The organism is Tsuneonella sp. HG222 (genome assembly GCF_053819185.1).
The window spans coordinates 1,252,555-1,270,795 of record NZ_JBSOQZ010000001.1 but is presented as its reverse complement, the minus strand read 5'-3'; the positions used below and the strand labels follow the sequence as shown (position 1 = coordinate 1,270,795).

17 protein-coding genes are annotated in these 18,241 nt (G+C 69.9%); 4 read left to right on the top strand and 13 right to left on the bottom strand.

The window, feature by feature from the left end; all coding sequences use genetic code 11:
• Positions 1-10 precede the first annotated feature (10 nt).
• The 7 genes from ACWPMZ_RS06420 to ACWPMZ_RS06390 form a co-directional block, all read right to left on the bottom strand.
• Positions 11-1,165, bottom strand: a complete 1,155-nt coding sequence (locus ACWPMZ_RS06420) for an XrtA/PEP-CTERM system-associated ATPase (RefSeq protein WP_455703175.1) — start codon at positions 1,163-1,165, stop codon at positions 11-13.
• Between the two features lie 18 nt (positions 1,166-1,183).
• Positions 1,184-2,848 (bottom strand): preprotein translocase subunit YajC, encoded by a 1,665-nt coding sequence (locus ACWPMZ_RS06415; protein ID WP_455703174.1) that lies wholly within the window; start codon positions 2,846-2,848, stop codon positions 1,184-1,186.
• A gap of 4 nt (positions 2,849-2,852) precedes the next feature.
• Positions 2,853-3,920 (bottom strand): capsular biosynthesis protein, encoded by a 1,068-nt coding sequence (locus tag ACWPMZ_RS06410; RefSeq protein ID WP_455703173.1) that lies wholly within the window; start codon positions 3,918-3,920, stop codon positions 2,853-2,855.
• Positions 3,921-3,930: 10 nt separating this feature from the next.
• Entirely contained in the window at positions 3,931-5,448 is a 1,518-nt protein-coding gene (locus tag ACWPMZ_RS06405; protein ID WP_455703172.1) for an XrtA system polysaccharide chain length determinant, read from the bottom strand.
• 22 nt (positions 5,449-5,470) lie between these two features.
• Positions 5,471-6,112: an XrtA/PEP-CTERM system exopolysaccharide export protein gene (locus tag ACWPMZ_RS06400; protein ID WP_455703171.1), complete on the bottom strand. Its 642-nt coding sequence runs from the start codon at positions 6,110-6,112 to the stop codon at positions 5,471-5,473.
• Between the two features lie 188 nt (positions 6,113-6,300).
• A complete protein-coding gene (locus ACWPMZ_RS06395; RefSeq protein WP_455703170.1) occupies positions 6,301-7,527 on the bottom strand; it encodes a pyridoxal-dependent decarboxylase, exosortase A system-associated in 1,227 nt (408 codons plus the stop codon).
• Positions 7,524-9,044 carry an acyl-CoA ligase (AMP-forming), exosortase A system-associated gene (locus ACWPMZ_RS06390; RefSeq protein WP_455703169.1) on the bottom strand — a complete coding sequence of 507 codons (1,521 nt, stop codon included), beginning with the start codon at positions 9,042-9,044 and terminating at the stop codon, positions 7,524-7,526. Before ACWPMZ_RS06390 ends, ACWPMZ_RS06395 begins: the two co-directional genes overlap by 4 nt.
• A gap of 29 nt (positions 9,045-9,073) precedes the next feature.
• Here ACWPMZ_RS06390 and ACWPMZ_RS06385 point away from each other — a divergent pair, with 29 nt between their 5' ends.
• From ACWPMZ_RS06385 to ACWPMZ_RS06370, 4 genes are read left to right on the top strand one after another with little or no spacing between them, the layout of a single operon-like run.
• On the top strand, positions 9,074-10,072 hold the full coding sequence (locus tag ACWPMZ_RS06385; protein ID WP_455703168.1) for a GNAT family N-acetyltransferase: 999 nt from the start codon (positions 9,074-9,076) through the stop codon (positions 10,070-10,072).
• Between the two features lie 31 nt (positions 10,073-10,103).
• Entirely contained in the window at positions 10,104-10,394 is a 291-nt protein-coding gene (locus ACWPMZ_RS06380) for an acyl carrier protein (RefSeq protein WP_455703167.1), read from the top strand.
• 8 nt (positions 10,395-10,402) lie between these two features.
• The gene (locus ACWPMZ_RS06375; protein ID WP_455703166.1) at positions 10,403-11,062 is read left to right on the top strand and encodes a hypothetical protein; all 660 of its coding nucleotides are present in this window, start codon (positions 10,403-10,405) and stop codon (positions 11,060-11,062) included.
• On the top strand, positions 11,059-11,838 hold the full coding sequence (locus ACWPMZ_RS06370) for a hydrolase 1, exosortase A system-associated (protein ID WP_455703165.1): 780 nt from the start codon (positions 11,059-11,061) through the stop codon (positions 11,836-11,838). Before ACWPMZ_RS06375 ends, ACWPMZ_RS06370 begins: the two co-directional genes overlap by 4 nt.
• Here ACWPMZ_RS06370 and ACWPMZ_RS06365 read toward each other — a convergent pair.
• From ACWPMZ_RS06365 to ACWPMZ_RS06340, 6 genes are all read right to left on the bottom strand, one after another.
• Entirely contained in the window at positions 11,830-13,023 is a 1,194-nt protein-coding gene (locus ACWPMZ_RS06365; protein ID WP_455703164.1) for a class I SAM-dependent RNA methyltransferase, read from the bottom strand. The two genes, ACWPMZ_RS06370 and ACWPMZ_RS06365, sit on opposite strands and share 9 nt — an antisense overlap.
• Positions 13,020-14,408 (bottom strand): NAD(P)H-hydrate dehydratase, encoded by a 1,389-nt coding sequence (locus ACWPMZ_RS06360; protein WP_455703163.1) that lies wholly within the window; start codon positions 14,406-14,408, stop codon positions 13,020-13,022. The genes ACWPMZ_RS06365 and ACWPMZ_RS06360 overlap by 4 nt, the downstream gene beginning before the upstream one ends.
• Complete coding sequence (locus ACWPMZ_RS06355) at positions 14,395-14,781, bottom strand: hypothetical protein (protein ID WP_455703162.1); 387 nt, start codon at positions 14,779-14,781, stop codon at positions 14,395-14,397. The genes ACWPMZ_RS06360 and ACWPMZ_RS06355 overlap by 14 nt, the downstream gene beginning before the upstream one ends.
• Positions 14,778-16,640, bottom strand: coding sequence for a dihydroxy-acid dehydratase (gene ilvD / locus ACWPMZ_RS06350; protein ID WP_455703161.1), 1,863 nt, complete (start codon positions 16,638-16,640; stop codon positions 14,778-14,780). Before ilvD ends, ACWPMZ_RS06355 begins: the two co-directional genes overlap by 4 nt.
• A gap of 63 nt (positions 16,641-16,703) precedes the next feature.
• On the bottom strand, positions 16,704-17,429 hold the full coding sequence (locus ACWPMZ_RS06345) for an N-formylglutamate amidohydrolase (RefSeq protein ID WP_455703160.1): 726 nt from the start codon (positions 17,427-17,429) through the stop codon (positions 16,704-16,706).
• Positions 17,426-18,232, bottom strand: coding sequence for a 4-(cytidine 5'-diphospho)-2-C-methyl-D-erythritol kinase (locus ACWPMZ_RS06340; protein WP_455703159.1), 807 nt, complete (start codon positions 18,230-18,232; stop codon positions 17,426-17,428). The genes ACWPMZ_RS06345 and ACWPMZ_RS06340 overlap by 4 nt, the downstream gene beginning before the upstream one ends.
• Positions 18,233-18,241 lie beyond the last annotated feature (9 nt).

Genomic DNA, 18,241 nt, shown 5'->3' with positions numbered 1-18,241 from the left:
CCGCGCGGCCTCAGGCGGCCTGCGCTTCGTCCATTTCGCTCTCGATCCATTCGATGAGCATGGTCAGCGTATGGCGGATCGTGCGCTCCTGCTCGAAGGCCTTGGCTTCGGTTGCGGCGAGCTTTTCCTGCAGTGCGGCGATCTCGGGCATCAGCGCCTGGATATTGGCCTCGTCGCGCTGGCTGGCCATCTCCACGATGGCCTGCTGCAGTTCGGCGATCTGCGCGTCGCGTTCGGCCAGCATAGCCTCGACGGTCGCACGCTCGAGCCGGGGCTCGTGGTTGATCGGCACCGGCGCAGCGGCCGGCCGCTCGACCCGGGGCATGGGCTTGGGCGCGGCCTCGGGAAAGGCCTTCTCGCCAGCCATTTCGTCGAGCACGGCCTTGAGCATCGCGGAATCGATCCGGGTACGCTCCTCGACCGCACCGAGCAGCAGGAGCCGGTTGGCGATCTGGTTGACGCGCCGCGGGATGCCGCCGCTCGCTTCGTACAGCTCGGTGAACACGCGCTGGTCGAACGAGGGATTGCCGCTGTAGCCGACCTTCTGCAGCCGGTGGACGATGTAGGGCTCGATCTCGCCCTTCTCCATCGGCTCGAGGTGGTGCGCGGCGATGACCCGCTGGCGCAGCTGCTCCAGATCCGGGCTGGTCTGCAGGGTGGCACGGAACTCGGGCTGGCCGAGCAGCAAGGTCTGCAGCAGCGGATGGTTGCCGAGCTGGAAGTTCGACAGCATCCGCAGTTCCTCGAGCGCGGGGATCGCCAGGTTCTGCGATTCGTCGACCACCAGCAGGCAGCGCCGGCCGGCGCGCGCCTCGTCATGCAGGAAGCCCTCGATCGCGCCCAGCGCGGTCGCCTTGTCGTGCCCTTCGATGTCGAGCCCGAAGCTCTGCGCGACGACGTGGACAATCTCCTCCTCGTCGAGCTTGCTGGTGACGATCTGGCCCACGGTCAGCCGATCGGGATCGACCGTGCCCATCAGGTGCGCGACCAGGGTGGACTTGCCCGCTCCGACCTCGCCGGTGATGACGATGAAGCCTTCGCCCTGCGCAAGGCCGTAACCGAGGTACGACAGCGCCTTGCGGTGCGTCGTGCTGCGGAAATAGAACGCAGGATCCGGGGTAAGCTGGAAGGGCTTGCCGGTGAGACCGTAAAAATTGTCGAACATCGTCTCGTTCTCCGAACGTCAGAAGCTGTAGCGCAGGCCCACAAGGGCGGACGCGGATTGCAGATCGGGCAGATTGTCCTGGTCGACCCCGTCGAGGCCCACGGCGGCGGTGCCGCTGAGCCCCCCGAACAGGCGCCGGGCGTAGGCGACCGAGGCCGAGTAGCCGAGCGCCATGTCGCCGCTCAGCCCGCTGTCGTACCAGCTGGCGTAGACGTTCGAGGTGATGCTCGACTTGTCGTCCAGCTGGGTGCCGAGGTTGGCGGCCACCCAGTAGCTTTCGTCGACCACGCCGTTCGCTGCCCCGAGCACGGTGCCGGGCGCGGCGATGAACTTGCGCCGGTCGTACCCCGCGCCCAGGCCGAGCTGCGTGCGGCCAAGGTTGAGCCCGTAGCTGAGCGACACGCCGCGGTTGCGGAACACCGCCGAATTGAGCGAGGCGAAGGCCCCGCCCAGGCAATTGTTGCCCTGGGTCGTGGTCACGCACCCGCCGACGTCGCCGCTGAACGGGTTGCGGATCGCCTGGAACTGCGCGGGCAACCCGGCCAACCGGTCGGTAATCACGCCGCCGAAGGTCTGGATTCCGTCGTAGACCGACAGGTTGATGCTCTGGCGGGTGCTCGGCGCGTAGGCGAAGCTGCCGTAGTACGTCGTGGAATCGTAACGCTTGCCGACGAAGGCCTGCAGCGAGGTCCGGCGGCTGGGGCGCCACATCACGCCTGCATCCCAAATCAGCCCGTCGGTCTCGTAGGCGATGACCCGCGGCGCGGCCTCGTTGGTCACGTAGCGGCCGTCCGGCCCAACCACCGGCGCGCCGGTGACCGGATCGCGCACTGCGTCGCGGCTGGAAATCTGCACATCCTCGTACCCGACGCCGCCGACGAGCGCGAGGCTTTCCGACACCGGAAGGCTCACGTCGGCGCGCGCGTGGCGATCGCGCACGCGCTGGTCGAGGTTCGAGGTGTTCTGTTCGTTCCACCCTCCGCCGACGCCCACGCCGACCGGCAGGACGGTGCGCGGGGCAAGGCCCACGCGCGCGTTGGCGGAATGCGTGGTGCTGTCGTCGGCCAGGTCGATGCGGGTCGGCCCGGCGGGCGCGATCACGACCGCATCGGGAGCCTCCACCCGGGTGTAGCCGAACCGATAGTGGCCCTCGATTTCGACGGCGCCCTGGCGGCTGCGGATCGACGGGCCGACGTAGCCCGAATAGACCTGGCTGGTCTGGCTGTCGTTCTGGGCGAAGGCGCCGGTGGTGGCGACGCCGTTGGAATCGACGCGCGTGCGCGAGGCGAGCGCACCGGCCTCGATCGTCACGTTGGGCGAACCCAGACCGACCGAGGCACGGGCGATGCCGCTCACCGTGTCGCTGTCTGAAAACCCGCTGTCGTATCCGAACCGGCGTTCGTAGCGGACCGAGGCGGAGCCGGCCGAATTGCGGCCCTGCACGCTCGCGTCCACTCCGGCAGCGACGCTGGTGTAGGTGACGCTGTCGTTGATCGGCTCAAGCTGCGTGGTGAAGACCTGCGCGGCTTCGATGTAGGGCGTGACCTCGACATGGCCGACACGCGGCGCGGACCCGCTCTCGAGCACCGGCTCGCCCTGGACCTGCTGCGCGGCGGCACTGGCCGGGAGGATCAGCGCGGCTGCCATGGCGGCCAGCGAGCTGGTGTGGAGATGGGTTTTCATCGGATTACCCCTCGTACCCGTAATAGGAACCGAAGCGGCGGCCGCTCGGGCTGAAATGCGCCGCGTTGAGCAGCAGCTTGATGTCCGGGCAGTTCGACAGCAGCGAAAGCGCATCCTCGAGCGAGGTCTGACCGGTCGAATCCGCCCGCGCGACGACCACCGCCTGCGCGCAGTACTTGGCCAGCTCCGCCGCGGGCGATGCCGCCAGCGCCGGGGGCGAATCGAAGATGAGCATGCGGTTGGGCGCGCCGTCGGTCAGCCGCGCCAGCACTTCGGCCGTGCGGTTGGACGAAAGATACTCGCTGTCCGAATTGGTCTGGTTGCCGGCCGGCAGCACGAACAGCCCGGCGACGTCGGTCGCCAGCACGCAGTCCTCGACCCGCAGGGTCTTGTCGGCGAGCGCGTCCATCAGACCCGAACCGCCCGGCAGGCCGAGCGTCGAGAGGATCGAGGGCTTGGCGAAGTCGGCATCGATCAGCACGACCTCGCCGTCCTTTTCCGCCGCCATCGCCAGCGCCAAATTGGTGGCGCAGAAGGTCTTGCCCTCGCCCGGCAGCGGCGAGCAGATCAGGATACGCTGGGCCTTGGCGCCGGCGCCCTTGTCCGTTGCAGCGTGCGCCGCCTTGAGCAGCTCGCGCTTCACGATGCGGAATTCCTCCAGCAGCCCGCTCACCTTGCCTTCGGGCAGGATCAGGCCCTGCTTGGCCAGGTGCGCGCGATCGATCGGATGGCGCTGCGAGCGGAACACGGCGGGCTGCACCGCGACGACCGGACTCGCCGGCACTACTGCCGGTTCAGGCTGCGGCTTGGGCGCTTCGGGGGCTGCAACGACCGGCGAGCTCGCCACGGGTTCGATGGGCGTCGAGGAGGGGGCGACGGCCGGCGCCGGCACGACCTCTGCCTGGGCCTTGCCCTTCGCCGTACGGCCGCGCTTGGCGACGGGCGGCGCCAGCTGCGCCGGGACCGCTGCGGGGGTGAGCCCGTAAAGCGCATCCGCGCGCTCGAACAGCGACGTTCCCTTGTGGGCGCCTTCGCCTTCGGTCGGCAGCGGGATCTTGGTGTGTTCAGTCATGTCGCGCTCCTCACGCCACCATCCCGCGCTGGACGAACTCGGCCGCGAGCAGGATGACGAATAGCGCGCCCAGTCCGCCTGCTGCGGCGGCAAACCGCCGGTAACGCTTCCTGGCCAGCGCCTTGGCGGCGTCGGTCAGGGCGAGCGAAATGGTCCCCACGACCGGCAATTCGAACGTGCTTTCCAGCTTCGCCGCGGTGGAGAAGCTCGAGCGCATCTTGTGCAGCAGGTAGGCCACGCCGCCGCCGATGCAGAGGCCGAGGAACAGCACGGCGAACAGCAGGATCGGCCGGTTCGGCCAGCTCGGCACGCGCGGCGTGCTGGGCGGATCGATGACCTCGAACTTGATCGCGCTGCGCTCGGTCTCAACCTGGCCGCGCAGGCGCAATTCCTCGCGGTCGCCCAGCAGCTTGTCGTACTGCTCGCGCAGGACCTGGTAATCGCGGCTGATGCGCTGGGCTTCGGCCGCCACGCCCGGCTCGGTCGCCTGGCTGGCGGAGAAGTCGGCCAGAGTGGTGCTGATCGCGGCCGCGCGGCTCGACAGCGCCTCGAGATTGGCCTGCCGCTCGATGCGGATGCCCTGCAGCGAGGTGTAGGCCGGGTTCGGCATCCCGTAGTTGCCGCCGTCGCTCGCCGCGGCGGTGCGCAGGGCGGCGATCTGCTTCTGCGCGGCGACGACGTCGGGGTGGCTGTCGGTCAGCCCGCGCCCGCGCATCGAGGCAAGGTTGGACTGCGCCTGCGCCAGCGAAGCGCGCGGTCCGCCAGTGTCCGACGTGGCCAGGTTGCGCGGAGTGGAGGCAAGCTGGCCGTCGATCGCGGCCAGTGCGCTGCGAGCGGCGGCCAGATCGGCCTGCACCGCGCGCAGTTCGTTGCGCTGGTTCTCGATCTTCTGCGAAATGGTCTCGGTCCCGCCGGCAAGGTCGGGATGCTGCGCTTCGAAAGCGAGGCGCTTCTGCTCGGCCTCCTCGAGCTGCTTGCTGCGCTCGGCCAGTTGCGCGTCGAGGAACTCGATCGTCTCGCGCATTTCCCCGCGCGAACCGCCGATGTTGCTCTCGCGGAAGATGTCGATCATCCGCTGCGCGATGTCCTGCGCCAGTTGTGCGTTCTCGGCATCCGACAGGTCGCTGCGGCCGCTGGTGGCGGTGATCTCGAACAGGTTTTCGCCCTGGGCGAGCACGATGATCTTTTCGCCCAGACCCTGGACCGCGCGCTCCATCTCGCCGGGGGTGGTGATCTCGTCGCCGATGCGGGTCGAACGGATGACCTTTTCAAGGTTCACCGCGCTCTTCAGCGTTTGCTGGACCTGCTGCATTTCCTTCTCACGCGTGGCCGCGCCGATGCCGATCTGCTGCGCCAGCGCGTCGTCGAGCTGGACGAAGATCCGCGTCTTGGAATCGTAGGCGTTGGGAATCAGCGCCACGACCAGCCAGCCGAGCAGGCAGAACCCCCAGGCGACGGCGAGCGCCATCCACCGGCGGTTCCAGATCGCCCAGAGCGCCTCGCGCGCTTCCTCGATAAGACCGTTCAAGCCCTGTCCCCCTGATTTCCGGTCAGAACATCGATTCCGGGATGATGATCACATCGCCGGGCTGCAGCATCACGTTGGCGCGGCTGTCGCCCTTCTTGAGCAGGTCGGCGAGGCGCAGGCCGTACTCACGCTGGCGGCCCATCTGCTTGTCGAAGCGGATCAGCTTCGCGCGGTTGCCGCTGGCGAACTCGCTCATCCCGCCCACGGTGATCATCGCGTCGAGCACCGTCATGTTGGCGCGATAGGGGATGCTGGCCGGCTTCTCGGTTGCCCCGACCACGCGGATCTGCTGGCTGAAGGTGCCGGCGAACTGGTTGACGATGACCGTCACCAGCGGCTCGGCGATGTACTGCGACAGCTGCAGGCGGATGTCCTCGGCCAGCATCGTGGGCGTCTTGCCCACGGCAGGCATGTCGGCGACAAGCGGCGTGGTGATGCGCCCGTCGGGCCGCACCTGGACCTGCGCGCCGAGCTCGTCGTTGCGCCAGACGTGGATGGTCAACTGGTCGAGCGGGCCGATGACGTAGTCCTCGCCCGGACCTTCCTGCATCGACACGAAGCTCGCCGGGGCAAGCTCGGGGGCCGAGGTGGTGCCGCATCCGGCAAGCGCCAGGCACGCCGTCGCGCTTGCGGCCAGGAGGCGGGGAAAAGTCTTGTTACGCATGAACCTGCGTCCTCGATTGTGCTGGACAGAGGCCCGGACGCGGGATCGCGCCCGGTCCACGGCCCGTGGATCCGGCTCGCGTTGTCCCGTAAAAGGGTGAACATCCCGTTATCCTTGGGGCCCTAAAGCGCCTGATTCCGGGGGTTTCGTCCGGTGTGTCCCGTAGCGGGACAGTCTGCGGCGGCTTCCTAAACCAGGATTTCGCGCGCCGGCCCCTGGCCCAGGAACTGTGCCGGGCTGGCGCAGGCGCCATAGGCCCCGGCGCAGAACACCGCGACCAGATCGCCGACATCGGCCCGCGGCATCATCGCGGCGTCCGCCAGCCGGTCGAGTGGGGTGCACAGGCAACCCACGACGTTGACCTCCTCGGCCGGTTCCTCGGCAAAGCGGGTGGCGATGGCGACCGGGTAGTTGCGGCGCACCACGGTGCCGAAGTTGCCCGACGCGGCAAGCTGATGGTGCAGCCCGCCGTCGGTTACCAGGTAGGTCGTCCCGTGGCTGACCTTGCGGTCGACGATGCGACAAAAATAGACGCCCGCTTCGCCCACCAGGTAGCGGCCGAGTTCGATGGCGAACTCGGTATCGGCGAGTTCGAGAGGCCGGACAGCGAAGCGTTCGGCCAGTCTCGCGCCCGGGACACCGGGATCGAGCGACTGATCGCCGTTGAAGTAGGGGATGCCCATCCCGCCGCCCATGTTCAGATGCGGCAGCGGCACGCCGATATCGGCGGTCAGCTTGGCGGCGAGATCGAGCACGTTGCCCTGCGTCTCGGCGATCGCCTCGGCATCGAGCGACTGGCTGCCGGTGAAGATGTGCAAGCCGCGCCATTCGGCCCCGGCAGCGATGATGTCCTTCGCAAGGTCGGCCACCTGGTCGCTGTCGATGCCGAACGGCTTGGCGCCGCCGCCCATCTTCATCCCCGACCCGCGCAGTTCGAAATCCGGGTTTACCCTGATCGCCAGGCGCGGCGCGATTCCTTCGGAACTGCCGATATCGAGCGCCCGCCGCGCTTCATTGGCGGACTCAAGGTTAAGCGTCACGCCCGCAAGGATCGCCGCGCGAAGTTCCTCGTCGCGCTTGCCCGGTCCGGCAAAGCTGATGCGATCCGCCGGCAGGCCCGCGGCCTGCGCCATCGCCAGCTCGCCGCCGGAGGCGATGTCGAACCCGTCGACCAGCCCGGCCATCAGCCCGAGCACGGGCGCGAAGGAGTTGGCCTTGATCGCATAATGGATGCGCAGCCGCTCGGGCATCGCTGCACGCAGGCTGGCGATACGGGCGCGGATCAGTCCGGCCGAATAGACGAACAGCGGCGTGCCGCCTGCCTCGTCGACCAGTGCGCTGGCCGTGCGACCGCCGATCGCCAGTTCGCCGTCGAGCGTTTCGTAACCGGCGGGAATGGGGCCGAGCGGCTTCATGCCGCGGCCTTTCGCGCCATCTCGGCCTGCAAGGCGTTGCGGTCGATCTTGCCGTTGGGATTGAGCGGCATGGAAGCCACCCAGACCACGTCGCGCGGCTGCATGAAGTTGGGCAGGTCGCGCTTGAGCGCGGCCCGCAGGCCCGCCTCGTCGCCCGCGCCGCGCACCACCAGCACCACCGCCTGGCCGAGCCGCGCATCGGCAACGCCCACCGCCGCAGCTTCGTTGACGAGGCCCGAGGCAATGGCGGCGTCCTCGATCTCCTGCGGGCTGATGCGATTGCCGGCGGTCTTGATCATCGAGTCGCGCCGCCCGACGAAGTGCAGCAGCCCCTCGGCATCGCGCACCACCCGGTCGCCCGACCATACCGCCGTCCCGACATAGCGCGACGCGCGCGGGGCTGGCTTGAACCGCTCCGCCGTCCGCTCGGCATCCTGCCAGTAACCTTGCGCCACCAGCGGACCGGCATGGACGAGTTCGCCCTCGTCGCCGTCGGCGGTCACCTCGCCGTCGTCGCCGATAACCAGGATCTCGGCAAAGGGGATTTCCTTGCCCATCGACGTCGGATGCGTATCGACCAGCGAGGGGTCGAGATAGGTCGAGCGGAACGCCTCGGTCAGGCCGTACATCGGGAACAGGCGCGCCTGCGGGAACAGGCCGCGCAGCTTGCGCACGAGGTCCACCGTCAGCGCGCCGCCGCTGTTGGTCAGGCGCCGCATCGAGGAAATGGCTTCGGCCGGCCAGTCGAGCTCGGTCAACTGCACCCACAGTGGGGGAACCGCCGCCAGCGTCGTCACCCCGTGGCGCGCGCAGGCCTTGGTGACGTCGCGCGGCGTCAGGTAGTCGAGCGGCACCACGCAGCCGCCGGCATACCAGGTCGAGAGCAGCTGGTTCTGGCCGTAGTCGAACGACAGCGGCAGGACTGCCAGCGTCACATCGTCACGCTCCAGGCCGAGATAAGTCGCCACGCTGACCGCACCGAGCCACATGTTGGCGTGGCTCAGCATCACGCCCTTGGGCTTGCCGGTCGAGCCGCTGGTGTAGAGGATGGCGGCGAGTTCTTCGGGGCTGGCGGAAGACGGCGGCAGGGGGTCAGCGCTCGCCGCCGCCGCCAGCGCCTCGCCCTCTTCGACAAGCGCGCACCCGCCCGGAACGTCGCCCGCTTCCAAACTATCCAGCCGCGCCCGCGTACCGACGATCAGGACCGATCCGCTGTCCGCCAGGATATGCCCCACCTGCGCCCGCTTCAGCAGCGGGTTGATCGGCACATGAACCAGTCCGGCCCGCGCCGCCGCGAGCGGCAACAGGCAGGTTAGCTCGCCCTTTGCCGCCCAGCTCGCCACCCTGGCGCCCGGCTCGCCCGCCTGCGTTCGCAGCCAGCCGGCCAGGCGCGCGACACGGGTTCTTAATTCCTCGAAGCTAAGCGTCTCGCCACGCAGGACGAGCGCCACGTCGCCGCCCTGCCCGCCTTCGGCGAGATGGTCGAGCGGACGGGCAATGGGATCGGGATGCGACATCGGGGCTCCGAAACGGGGACGCTAGGGCTTTGACGACGATCAGCTATCACGACACGGTTAACGATGTGCAAGGGCTCGATCTTGCGCCGTGCGGGCCGTTTGCGCGGACTGACTGGTTCGCCGCGATGGAAGGCACCTCCGGCGGGGCTCTCTATGCCGTGGCGGAGGATGCGTCGGGCGGCGTGGTGTTCCCGCTGCGGCGCGAAGGCCGGCGGCTGGAAGCGCTGCTCAACTGGTACGCCTTCACCTGGCGTCCGCTCGCCAGCGCCTATTCCTCGGCCGACAGCCTCTCCATCGCCCTCGCCCGCGATCTTGCGTGCAAGGCTTCGCACGTCGTGCTCGACCGCGTGCCCGACGAGGACGGGACCGCGCGCCAGCTCGAACGCGCGTTCGGCCGCTCGGGTTGGCTGGTGCTGCGCGAGCCCTGCGACACCAACCGCGTTCTCGAGGTCGGCGGCCGCACTTACGCCGAGTACCTCGCCGGCCGCCCCGGGCAATTGCGCACGACGCTCAAGCGCAAGGCCAAGAAGGTCGCGATCATGATCCACGACAGCTTCGACGAGGACGCGTGGGCCGCCTACGAATCGATCTACGCCGAGAGCTGGAAGCCCGAGGAAGGCGACCCCGCGCTGCTGCGTGCCTTTGCCGTTGCCGAGGGAGAGGCCGGCCGCATCCGCCTGGCCGTCGCCACGGCCGAGGGCGAACCGGTCGCCGCGCAGTTCTGGACGGTCGAGAGCGGCATCGCCTACATCCACAAGCTGGCCCACCGCGAAAGCGCCAAGCCGATCTCGCCGGGCACCTCGCTCACCGCCGCGCTGATGATGAAAGTCATCGACGATGACGGTGTCGAATTCGTCGACTTCGGCACCGGTGACGACCCTTACAAGCGCGACTGGATGGAAGAGGCGCGCCCGCGTTACCGGTTGCAGGCCTGGCGCAAGGGCGACCCGCGCAACTGGCCTGCCATCGGGAAGGCCGGCATGCGCGGCGGCCTGCGGAAGCTTGTTTCGCGCCAAAGCCTTGGCTAACGCCGCCTTCACCTTGCCGACGGGGACCACGATGAGCAGCGAACCTGCCCTCAGCCACAATCACAGCGGCGCCGACATGGCGCTGCGCCAGATCCTGCAGGACGTGCTCGGCCTGAGCGCCGACCGTGTTGCCCTGTTCGACGAGGGCACCGGGTTGTTCGGCCACCTGCCGGAACTCGATTCGATGGCGGTCGCCGGCCTGCTGACCGAGATCGAGGATCGCCTCGACATCGTGGTCGAGGACGACGAGGTCGACGGCGAGATGCTCGAAACCTACGGCGCCCTGCTCACTTTCGTCCAGTCCAAGCGCTACGACGGCTGACCGCGCCGGTGCCCGCCGGCTGGACCACCCCTGACGGCGGCGAGGAATACGCGCTCGCGTTCGACCGCGGGCGCAGCGGCCGCGTGCTGGTCCTGCCCGCCTGGTTCGACGAATCCAACAAGCTGCGCCGCCAGACAGTCGAGACGATGCGGCGGCTCGACGCCGCCGAGATCGATTCCTTCCTGCCGGACCTGCCGGGGTGCAACGAAAGCCTGGCGCCGCTCGATCGGCAGACGCTCGACGGCTGGCGCGCCGATGCCGCCGGTGCGGCGCGGCATTTCCGCGCAACGCACGTCCTCGCCATCCGCGCCGGGGCGATGCTGACGCCCGACCTGCCCGGCTGGCTCTACGCTCCGCTCGCCGGGCCGCAGTTGCTGCGCGGCATGCTGCGCGCCCGCACGCTCGCGGCGCGCGAAGCCGGGCGCGAGGAAACCCGCGAGGGCTTGCTCGACAGCGGGCGGCGCGAGGGGCTGGAGCTTGGCGGCCACCGGCTGGGCGCGGCATTGATCGCTGCGCTCGAAACGGCCGAGGTCGCCCCCGCACCCGGCCAGCGGACCATCGGCCAGGGCGACATCGGCGGCGCCGGGCTGTGGCTGCGCGCGGAACCCGCCTTCGAGGCGGCGCAGGCGGACCGGCTGGCCGCGCTCATCGCCGGCGATCTGGCATGACCCGGCGGCACATCACATTCAATTGCGCGGGCGCGGCGCTGGTCGGTTCGCTCGACGAAGCGCCGGGCGCGACCGGCCTGCTGCTCGTTACCGGCGGCAACGAGACCCGCGCGGGCGCCTTCTCGGGCCAGGCGGCGCTGGCAGCCAGGATTGCGGCGGCGGGCCACCCGGTGTTCCGCTTCGACCGGCGCGGCTGCGGCGATAGCGAGGGGGAAAATCGCGGCTTCCGCAATTCCGCGCCGGACATCGCCGCCGCGCTCGCCGCCTTTCGCATGGCCAGCCCCCAGGTTTCGCGGATCATCGGCTTCGGCAATTGCGACGCCGCCAGCGCGCTGATGCTTGCCGGCGGTGCGGGTCTGGACGGGCTGGTCCTCTCAAACCCGTGGACCTACGACGGCGAGGACGACGAAGCTACCGCGCCGCCGCCCGCGGCAATCCGCTCGCGCTATATCGAGAAGCTCAGAAACCCGCGCGAGGTGTGGCGGCTGCTGACCGGCGGGGTCGACCTGCGCAAGCTGGCAAAGGGCCTGCGCTCCGCGGCGGCACAAAAGCCCACGGCCACGGGGCTCGCAGGCGAAATGGCCGAGGCGATCGCGCCGTTCGGCGGTCCGGTTCGCTTCCTCGTGGCGGAGCGGGACCGCACGGGCCAGGCCTTCCTTGCCAGTTGGGACAAGACCGACGGGCGCATCGCGCGCTGCTCCGGGGCGGACCACGCCTATACCGACCAGGCATCGCAGGACTGGCTCGTGAGCCAGATTCTTACCGCGCTAGCGTAGGAAAAGGCTCGCCAGCTCGACATGGGTCGACCAACGGAACTGGCCGACCGGGCGCAGTTCGGCCAGGCGATAGCCGGCATCCATCAGCACCCGCGCATCCTTGGCCCAGCTCGCCGGATTGCAGCTGACGTAGGCGACGCGCGCGACACCGCTTGCCGCGACTTGCGCCACCTGCTCGCGCGCGCCGGCGCGCGGCGGATCGAGCACGACGCCGTCGAACCCGCGCAGTTCCTCGGCCCGCAGCGGGTTGCGGAACAGGTCCCGGTGAACGGCCTCGACCGGCAGGCGCGCGCGGTTGGCGGCAGCGCGGCAAGCCAAGTGCGCATCGCGCGCGGCTTCGGCTGCCAGCACCTTCGTCGGCCCTGACAGCGCGAAAGCGAACGTGCCGAGCCCGGCGAAGAGGTCGGCGACCTGCCCGCAACCGCCCAGCCACTCGCGCACCGCCCCCGCCAGCGCGGCTTCCCCGTCGGCTGTCGCCTGCAGGAAGGCGCCCGGCGGAAAGTCGACCGCCACGCCGGACAGGGTGACGGTCGCCGGCTCGGGCTCCCAGAATGCCTCGCTGCCATAGCCCTGGTCGAGCGAGAGCCGCGCCAGCCCCTGCGTGCGGCAGAAGCCGAGCAGCGCCTCGGTCTCGTCCAGCCCCTCGATCGCCAGGCCCTTGATGCCCACGTCCACGCCCTTGTCGGTCAGCGCCAGCTCGATGGTTGCGGCATACTTGCCGCGGCGCTGCGCCAGCATGGCGCGCAGCGGAGCGACCAGGGCGAAAAGCTCGGGCGCCAGGACATGGCATTCCTGGAGGTCGACCACCTTGTGCGATCCGCTTTCGTTGAACCCGACCAGCGGGCGGCCCCCACCGTTGATCGCGCGGAGCGTCGCGCGGCGGCGGGTGCGGGGCGGCGAGAGATGGACCGGGGCCACGACGTCGGCGGCAAGGCCCTGCCCCTCGGCCGCGAGCACGACCCGGTCGCGCACGAACCGGGTCAGCGCCTCCTCGTCCAGGTGCTGCAGCTGGCAGCCGCCGCAGCGCGGGAAATGGCGGCACGGAGGAACGGCGTGATGCGGCCCCGGCTCGATGGTGCCGTCCGGGCCAACGCGGTCGCCGGGCGCGGCGAAGGCCACGTGGCGGCCCGACGCGGTAACGCCATCGCCCTTCGCGGCGACCCGAACGATTTCCTCTGAACTCACAGGCAGGCCGCGTAGGCCCGTGCCACCTGTCCGGCAAGGTCGCTGGCGAGAAACGGCGGCGCAGTGAGGCGGGCGGCCTCGTTGTGCAGCCAGCACGCCTCCAGCGCGGCTGCGAAGGGATCGCCGCCGGCGGCAAGGCGGCTCGCCGCGATGCCCGCGAGGACGTCGCCGCTGCCGGCAACGGATAACCAGCTGGTCGCGGACGGTGCCAGCGAAACCCGCCCGTCCGGCCCGGCGATGATCGTGTCCGGACCCTTGGCGACGATCACCGCCCCGGCGCGCTGGGCCAGTGCCTTCGCCGCGGCCAGCTTGTCATCGCCTGCTACGCCGAAGGCCTTGCACAACTGGGCGAGTTCGCCCTCGTGCGGTGTCAGGATGGCAGGCGCGGTTCGCCCGGCGAACGCCTCGGGAGTCGCCAGGTGCAGCGCATCCGCGTCGATGACGGCGGGAAGGTCTGCCGCCATGATCGCTGTCATGGCCGCGCGGCCGGCCTCGTCGCGCCCGAGGCCGGGGCCGACGAGCACCGCACCCGTGCGCGGGTCGGCCAGCAGGTCCTCGAGCGGATCGGCGCGCAACACCACGTCGGGCAGGGTCGCCGGGTGCAGCGAATCCGCCTTCAGCCGCACCGCGCCCGCGCCTGCTCGCAAGGCCGCATGGCAGGCGAGCACCGCCGCGCCCGGCATCGTGCCCGCCACGACGAGGACGAGCCCGCGGGTATATTTGTGTGCGTCCGCGGCCGGTGCGCTCAGCTTCGGGCGCCCGGCCAATTGCGCGGCGCCGTCTTGCGGCTCCACGCCAATGTCGACCAGCACCCGCCGCTCCATCGCGGCCATGGCCGGCATGCGCCAGTGCGCGAATTTCCATGCGCCCAGGGCGATGGTCAGGTTCCATGCGGGCAGACCCTCGTTGAGCAACGCCCCGGTGTCGCTGGCCACGCCGCTCGGCAGGTCGACCGCGATGCCGTAGTCATGGTGGTCGGCCAGCCTTGCCAGCAAGGCCGCCAGGTCCGGCGACAGGGGCCGGGTCAGTCCGCTGCCGAACAGACAATCGACCAGCACGCCGCCGCGCGCATCCTCGGCAAAGCTGCCGCGATAGGCGGCGCGGGCCGCGATCGCGGCCTCGGTCGTGGGCGCGAGCGGTGCGACCACGCAGACCTCGAGGCCGCGCACGCGCAGCGTTTCGGCGATGACGTAGCCGTCGCCGCCGTTGTTGCCCGGGCCGCACAGTACGGTGACCTTGCGCCCGGCGGAAACGCGCCAGACCCATTCGGCCGCGCCGCGCCCGGCGATGTCCATCAGGCTGGACACCGTCTCGCCGCGGTCGATCAGCGCCTGCTCAGCCGCCCGCATCTGCGCGACGGTGAGGACCTGGTCAGCCGCCGGCATCGGACACGGTTGCCGGGAAACGGTAGCGGTCGTCGTCGACCCAGAGTTCGATCGTACCGTCGCCGAGCGTCGCCTTGCCCGCCTGCGCGCCGTCGGCCGCGATCACGCCGCGCCCGTCGGTGACGATGGCGAACCGGCGGAACGCGCCGTCGGGGTGGCGGACGACGAGCAGCGATTGCCCTTCGGCCGTCGAGCGTTCCACCGTGCAGTCGCGGGCGAAGGCGTTCGCTCCGTCGAGCGCGCATTCGATCCTGTCGTCCTCGCCTGCCGCTGCGGGTTCGGCCGCCGCGGAGCTGCCGCCGGTGCCCGACCCGCAGGCCGCGACCGCGAGCGAGGCGGCAAGGGCCAGCCAGCGGGGACGGTGCGGGCTCATCGGCCGCCCGGCGTGCGGCCCAGGATCTGGTTCACGTCGCGCACGGCGCCCTTCGCCGCGCTGGTGGTCATCGCCGCATAGGCCTGCAACGCCGGGGACACCTGGCGCGGGCGCGGTTCGGCCGGGTGCCAGCCCCGGTCCTCGCGCGCGGCCCGGCGGTGGGCCATGACCTCGTCACTAACGGCAAGGTGGATCGTGCGGGCGGGAATGTCGATCTCGATCAGGTCGCCCGGCTCGACGAGCGCGATCGCGCCGCCTTCGGCCGCCTCGGGGCTGACGTGGCCGATCGACAGCCCGCTGGTGCCGCCCGAGAAGCGCCCGTCGGTGATCAGCGCGCAGGCCGCGCCCAGGCCCTTCGACTTGAGGTAGCTGGTGGGGTAGAGCATTTCCTGCATCCCCGGCCCGCCGCGCGGACCTTCGTAGCGGATGACGACCACGTCGCCCTCGACCACATCGCCGGCAAGGATGCCCGCGACCGCGGCGTCCTGGCTTTCGTAGACCTTGGCCGGCCCGGCGAAGCGCAGGATCGCCTCGTCGACGCCCGCGGTCTTCACGATGCAGCCCTCGGCTGCGAGATTGCCGTAGAGCACCGCCAGCCCGCCGTCCTGGCTGAAGGCGTGCTCCTTGCTGCGGATCACCCCGTGCTCGCGGTCGGTGTCGAGTTCATCCCACCGCCGGTCCTGGCTGAAGGCGACCTGCGTCGGCACCCCGCCCGGCGCCGCGCGGTAGAATTCGCGCACCACCGGGTTGTTGGTCAGGCGCACGTCCCAGTCGGCCAGCGCGTCGCCCATAGTCGGGCTGTGAACCGTGGGCAGCGCCGTGTGGAGCAGGCCCGCGCGGTCCAGCTCGCCGAGGATCGCCATGATCCCGCCGGCGCGGTGGACGTCCTCCATGTGGACGTCGCTCTTGGCCGGGGCGACCTTGCTGAGGCACGGGACCTTGCGGCTCAACCGGTCGATGTCGGCCATCGTGAAGTCGACCCCCGCCTCGTGCGCGGCGGCGAGCAGGTGGAGCACGGTGTTGGTCGAGCCGCCCATCGCGATGTCGAGGCTCATCGCGTTCTCGAACGCCTCGAAGCTTGCGATCTGGCGCGGCAGGACGCTCTCGTCCTCCTCCTCGTAATAACGTTTGGCCAGCGCCACCGAGAGCCGCCCGGCCCGCTCGAACAGCTTGCGCCGGTCGGCGTGGGTGGCCAGCGTCGAGCCGTTACCCGGCAGCGAAAGGCCCAGTGCCTCGGTCAGGCAGTTCATCGAGTTGGCGGTGAACATGCCCGAGCACGATCCGCAGGTCGGGCAGGCGTTCTGCTCGATCGCCAGGACCTCCTCGTCGGAATAGCGCTCGTCCGCCGCGGCGACCATCGCGTCGACCAGGTCGAGCGCGACCTCCTTGCCCTTCACCACGACCTTGCCAGCCTCCATCGGCCCGCCGCTGACGAAAACCGTGGGCACGTTGAGCCGCAACGATGCCATCAGCATCCCGGGCGTGATCTTGTCGCAGTTGGAGATGCACACCATCGCGTCGGCGCAATGGGCGTTGACCATGTATTCGACGCTGTCGGCGATCAGCTCGCGGCTCGGCAGGCTGTAGAGCATCCCGTCGTGACCCATGGCGATCCCGTCATCGACCGCGATGGTGTTGAATTCCTTGGCCACGCCGCCCGCCGCCTCGACCTGCCGGGCGACAAGCTGGCCCAGGTCCTTGAGGTGGACGTGGCCGGGCACGAACTGGGTGAAGCTGTTGACGATGGCGACGATCGGCTTGCCGAAATCCTCGTCCTTCATGCCCGTGGCGCGCCACAGGCCGCGGGCGCCGGCCATATTGCGGCCGTGGGTCGAGGTGCGGGAACGGTAGGCGGGCATGGCGGTCAACTCCTGTCCGCGCCGGAATAGGCCAGGGCGGGCGATTGTCGAAGGCGATTTTGCTTAACCCGCCTCAAGCGCGAGTGCGACCCGCCCGGCCACGTCCGCCACCACCGCGGCGAAGCGCGCCTGGCCCGCCCCGGTGCCGATGAGGTCCTGGCGGATCTCGAACCCGAGATAGGGCCGCCCCCTGGCCTCGGCGTGGCGGTTCATCGTCTGGTTGAGGCCCTTGCCCGAATAGGGCTCGTTCTCGCCGGTCGCGAAGCCCTGCTCGCGCAGCAACCGCAGCCCGTGGCGGGCGGCGCGGTCGTCCTCGTTGTAGAGCAGCGCGATTTCCCACGGCCGCTCGGCCGGCGCGCTTTCCAGGCTCGGCGTGAAGCTGTGGATCGACAGGACGAGCCGGGGATCGACCTCGTCGAGCCAGTCGGCCAGCGCGGCGTGATAGGGGCGATAGAACCGCGCCAGCCTGGCCTCCACGTCGGCGCCGACGTTGCCGGGGATCGCCACGCCGTCGCTGGTTTCGGGCACGAGGCCGGGCGAATCCTCCTCGCGGTTCGCGTCGATCACCAGGCGGCTGAACGTTGCCAGGTGCGCCGCGATGCCGAGATCGCGGGCCAGCAGCTCGCATATCCCGGCGGTGCCGATGTCCCACGCGATGTGCTGGGTCATGCGTTCGGGCGAGACGCCCAGCACGATGTCCTCCGGCACGAAGTTGGAGGCATGGTCGCAGATCGCGACGATGCCGCCCTGGCGCGGCGTGCCGAGCGTGCGGAAGGCCTGGTCCCTCATCGAAGTGCCCCGCTCATCTGCCACCATTCAGGTTCCTTCTGCGCGATACCGCGCGCCGCCGCATCACGTTCTGCCGCCGAGGAGTAAAGCGCGTAACAGGTCGCGCCCGAGCCCGACATTCCGGACTTGAGCGGTCCGGTATCGGCCAGAGCCGCGAGCACCCGGCCGATGACCGGCTGGAGGCCGATCGCGGGCCCTTCCAGATCGCTGCGGCCCTCGCGCGCGATGCGGCTCACCGGGCCATCCGGCAGCGCGCCGCGATCGATGCCGTCCCATGCGGCGAAGACCGGGCCGGTCGGCATGGCGACGCGCGGATTGACCAGCAGCACGGCCATGCCGGTCCAGTCGTTTGCGACCGGCTCCAGCTCGGTCCCCGTCCCGCGTCCGACGCAGGCCACGCTCTCGACACAGGCCGGAACGTCGGCCCCCAAACGGGCGGCCCGTTCCAGCCAGTCGCCGGGCAGGCCATAATCAGCGCGCACCAGCCGGAACACCGCACCGGCATCCGCCGATCCGCCACCAAGCCCTGCCGCCACGGGCAGGTTCTTTTCGAGCGTGATCGCCAGACCCTCCGAATGGGGCAACGACGTCAAGGCGCGAGAAACGAGATTGCCAAACGGATCAGACAGTTCGGTGGCAAACTCGCCAACCGTCCGCAACTCGTCGCGCGCGCTGCGCCGTGCCGTCAGAACGTCCCCGGCGTCGACAAAGGCGAACAACGTCTCGAGCTCGTGATACCCGTCGTCGCGCCGCCGCCGGACATGCAGCGCGAGGTTGATCTTGGCGTAGGCGGTTTCGTTCAAAGTTCCTCA

Excerpts from the sequence above, each read along its gene's own strand:
- ACWPMZ_RS06420 (WP_455703175.1), bottom strand. The coding sequence starts at position 1,165 with ATGTTCGACAATTTTTACGGTCTCACCGGCAAGCCCTTCCAGCTTACC.
- ACWPMZ_RS06415 (WP_455703174.1), bottom strand. The coding sequence starts at position 2,848 with ATGAAAACCCATCTCCACACCAGCTCGCTGGCCGCCATGGCAGCCGCG.
- ACWPMZ_RS06410 (WP_455703173.1), bottom strand. The coding sequence starts at position 3,920 with ATGACTGAACACACCAAGATCCCGCTGCCGACCGAAGGCGAAGGCGCC.
- ACWPMZ_RS06400 (WP_455703171.1), bottom strand. The coding sequence starts at position 6,112 with ATGCGTAACAAGACTTTTCCCCGCCTCCTGGCCGCAAGCGCGACGGCG.
- ACWPMZ_RS06395 (WP_455703170.1), bottom strand. The coding sequence starts at position 7,527 with ATGAAGCCGCTCGGCCCCATTCCCGCCGGTTACGAAACGCTCGACGGC.
- ACWPMZ_RS06390 (WP_455703169.1), bottom strand. The coding sequence starts at position 9,044 with ATGTCGCATCCCGATCCCATTGCCCGTCCGCTCGACCATCTCGCCGAA.
- ACWPMZ_RS06380 (WP_455703167.1), top strand. The coding sequence starts at position 10,104 with ATGAGCAGCGAACCTGCCCTCAGCCACAATCACAGCGGCGCCGACATG.
- ACWPMZ_RS06370 (WP_455703165.1), top strand. The coding sequence starts at position 11,059 with ATGACCCGGCGGCACATCACATTCAATTGCGCGGGCGCGGCGCTGGTC.
- ACWPMZ_RS06360 (WP_455703163.1), bottom strand. The coding sequence starts at position 14,408 with ATGCCGGCGGCTGACCAGGTCCTCACCGTCGCGCAGATGCGGGCGGCT.
- ACWPMZ_RS06355 (WP_455703162.1), bottom strand. The coding sequence starts at position 14,781 with ATGAGCCCGCACCGTCCCCGCTGGCTGGCCCTTGCCGCCTCGCTCGCG.
- ilvD (WP_455703161.1), bottom strand. The coding sequence starts at position 16,640 with ATGCCCGCCTACCGTTCCCGCACCTCGACCCACGGCCGCAATATGGCC.
- ACWPMZ_RS06345 (WP_455703160.1), bottom strand. The coding sequence starts at position 17,429 with ATGAGGGACCAGGCCTTCCGCACGCTCGGCACGCCGCGCCAGGGCGGC.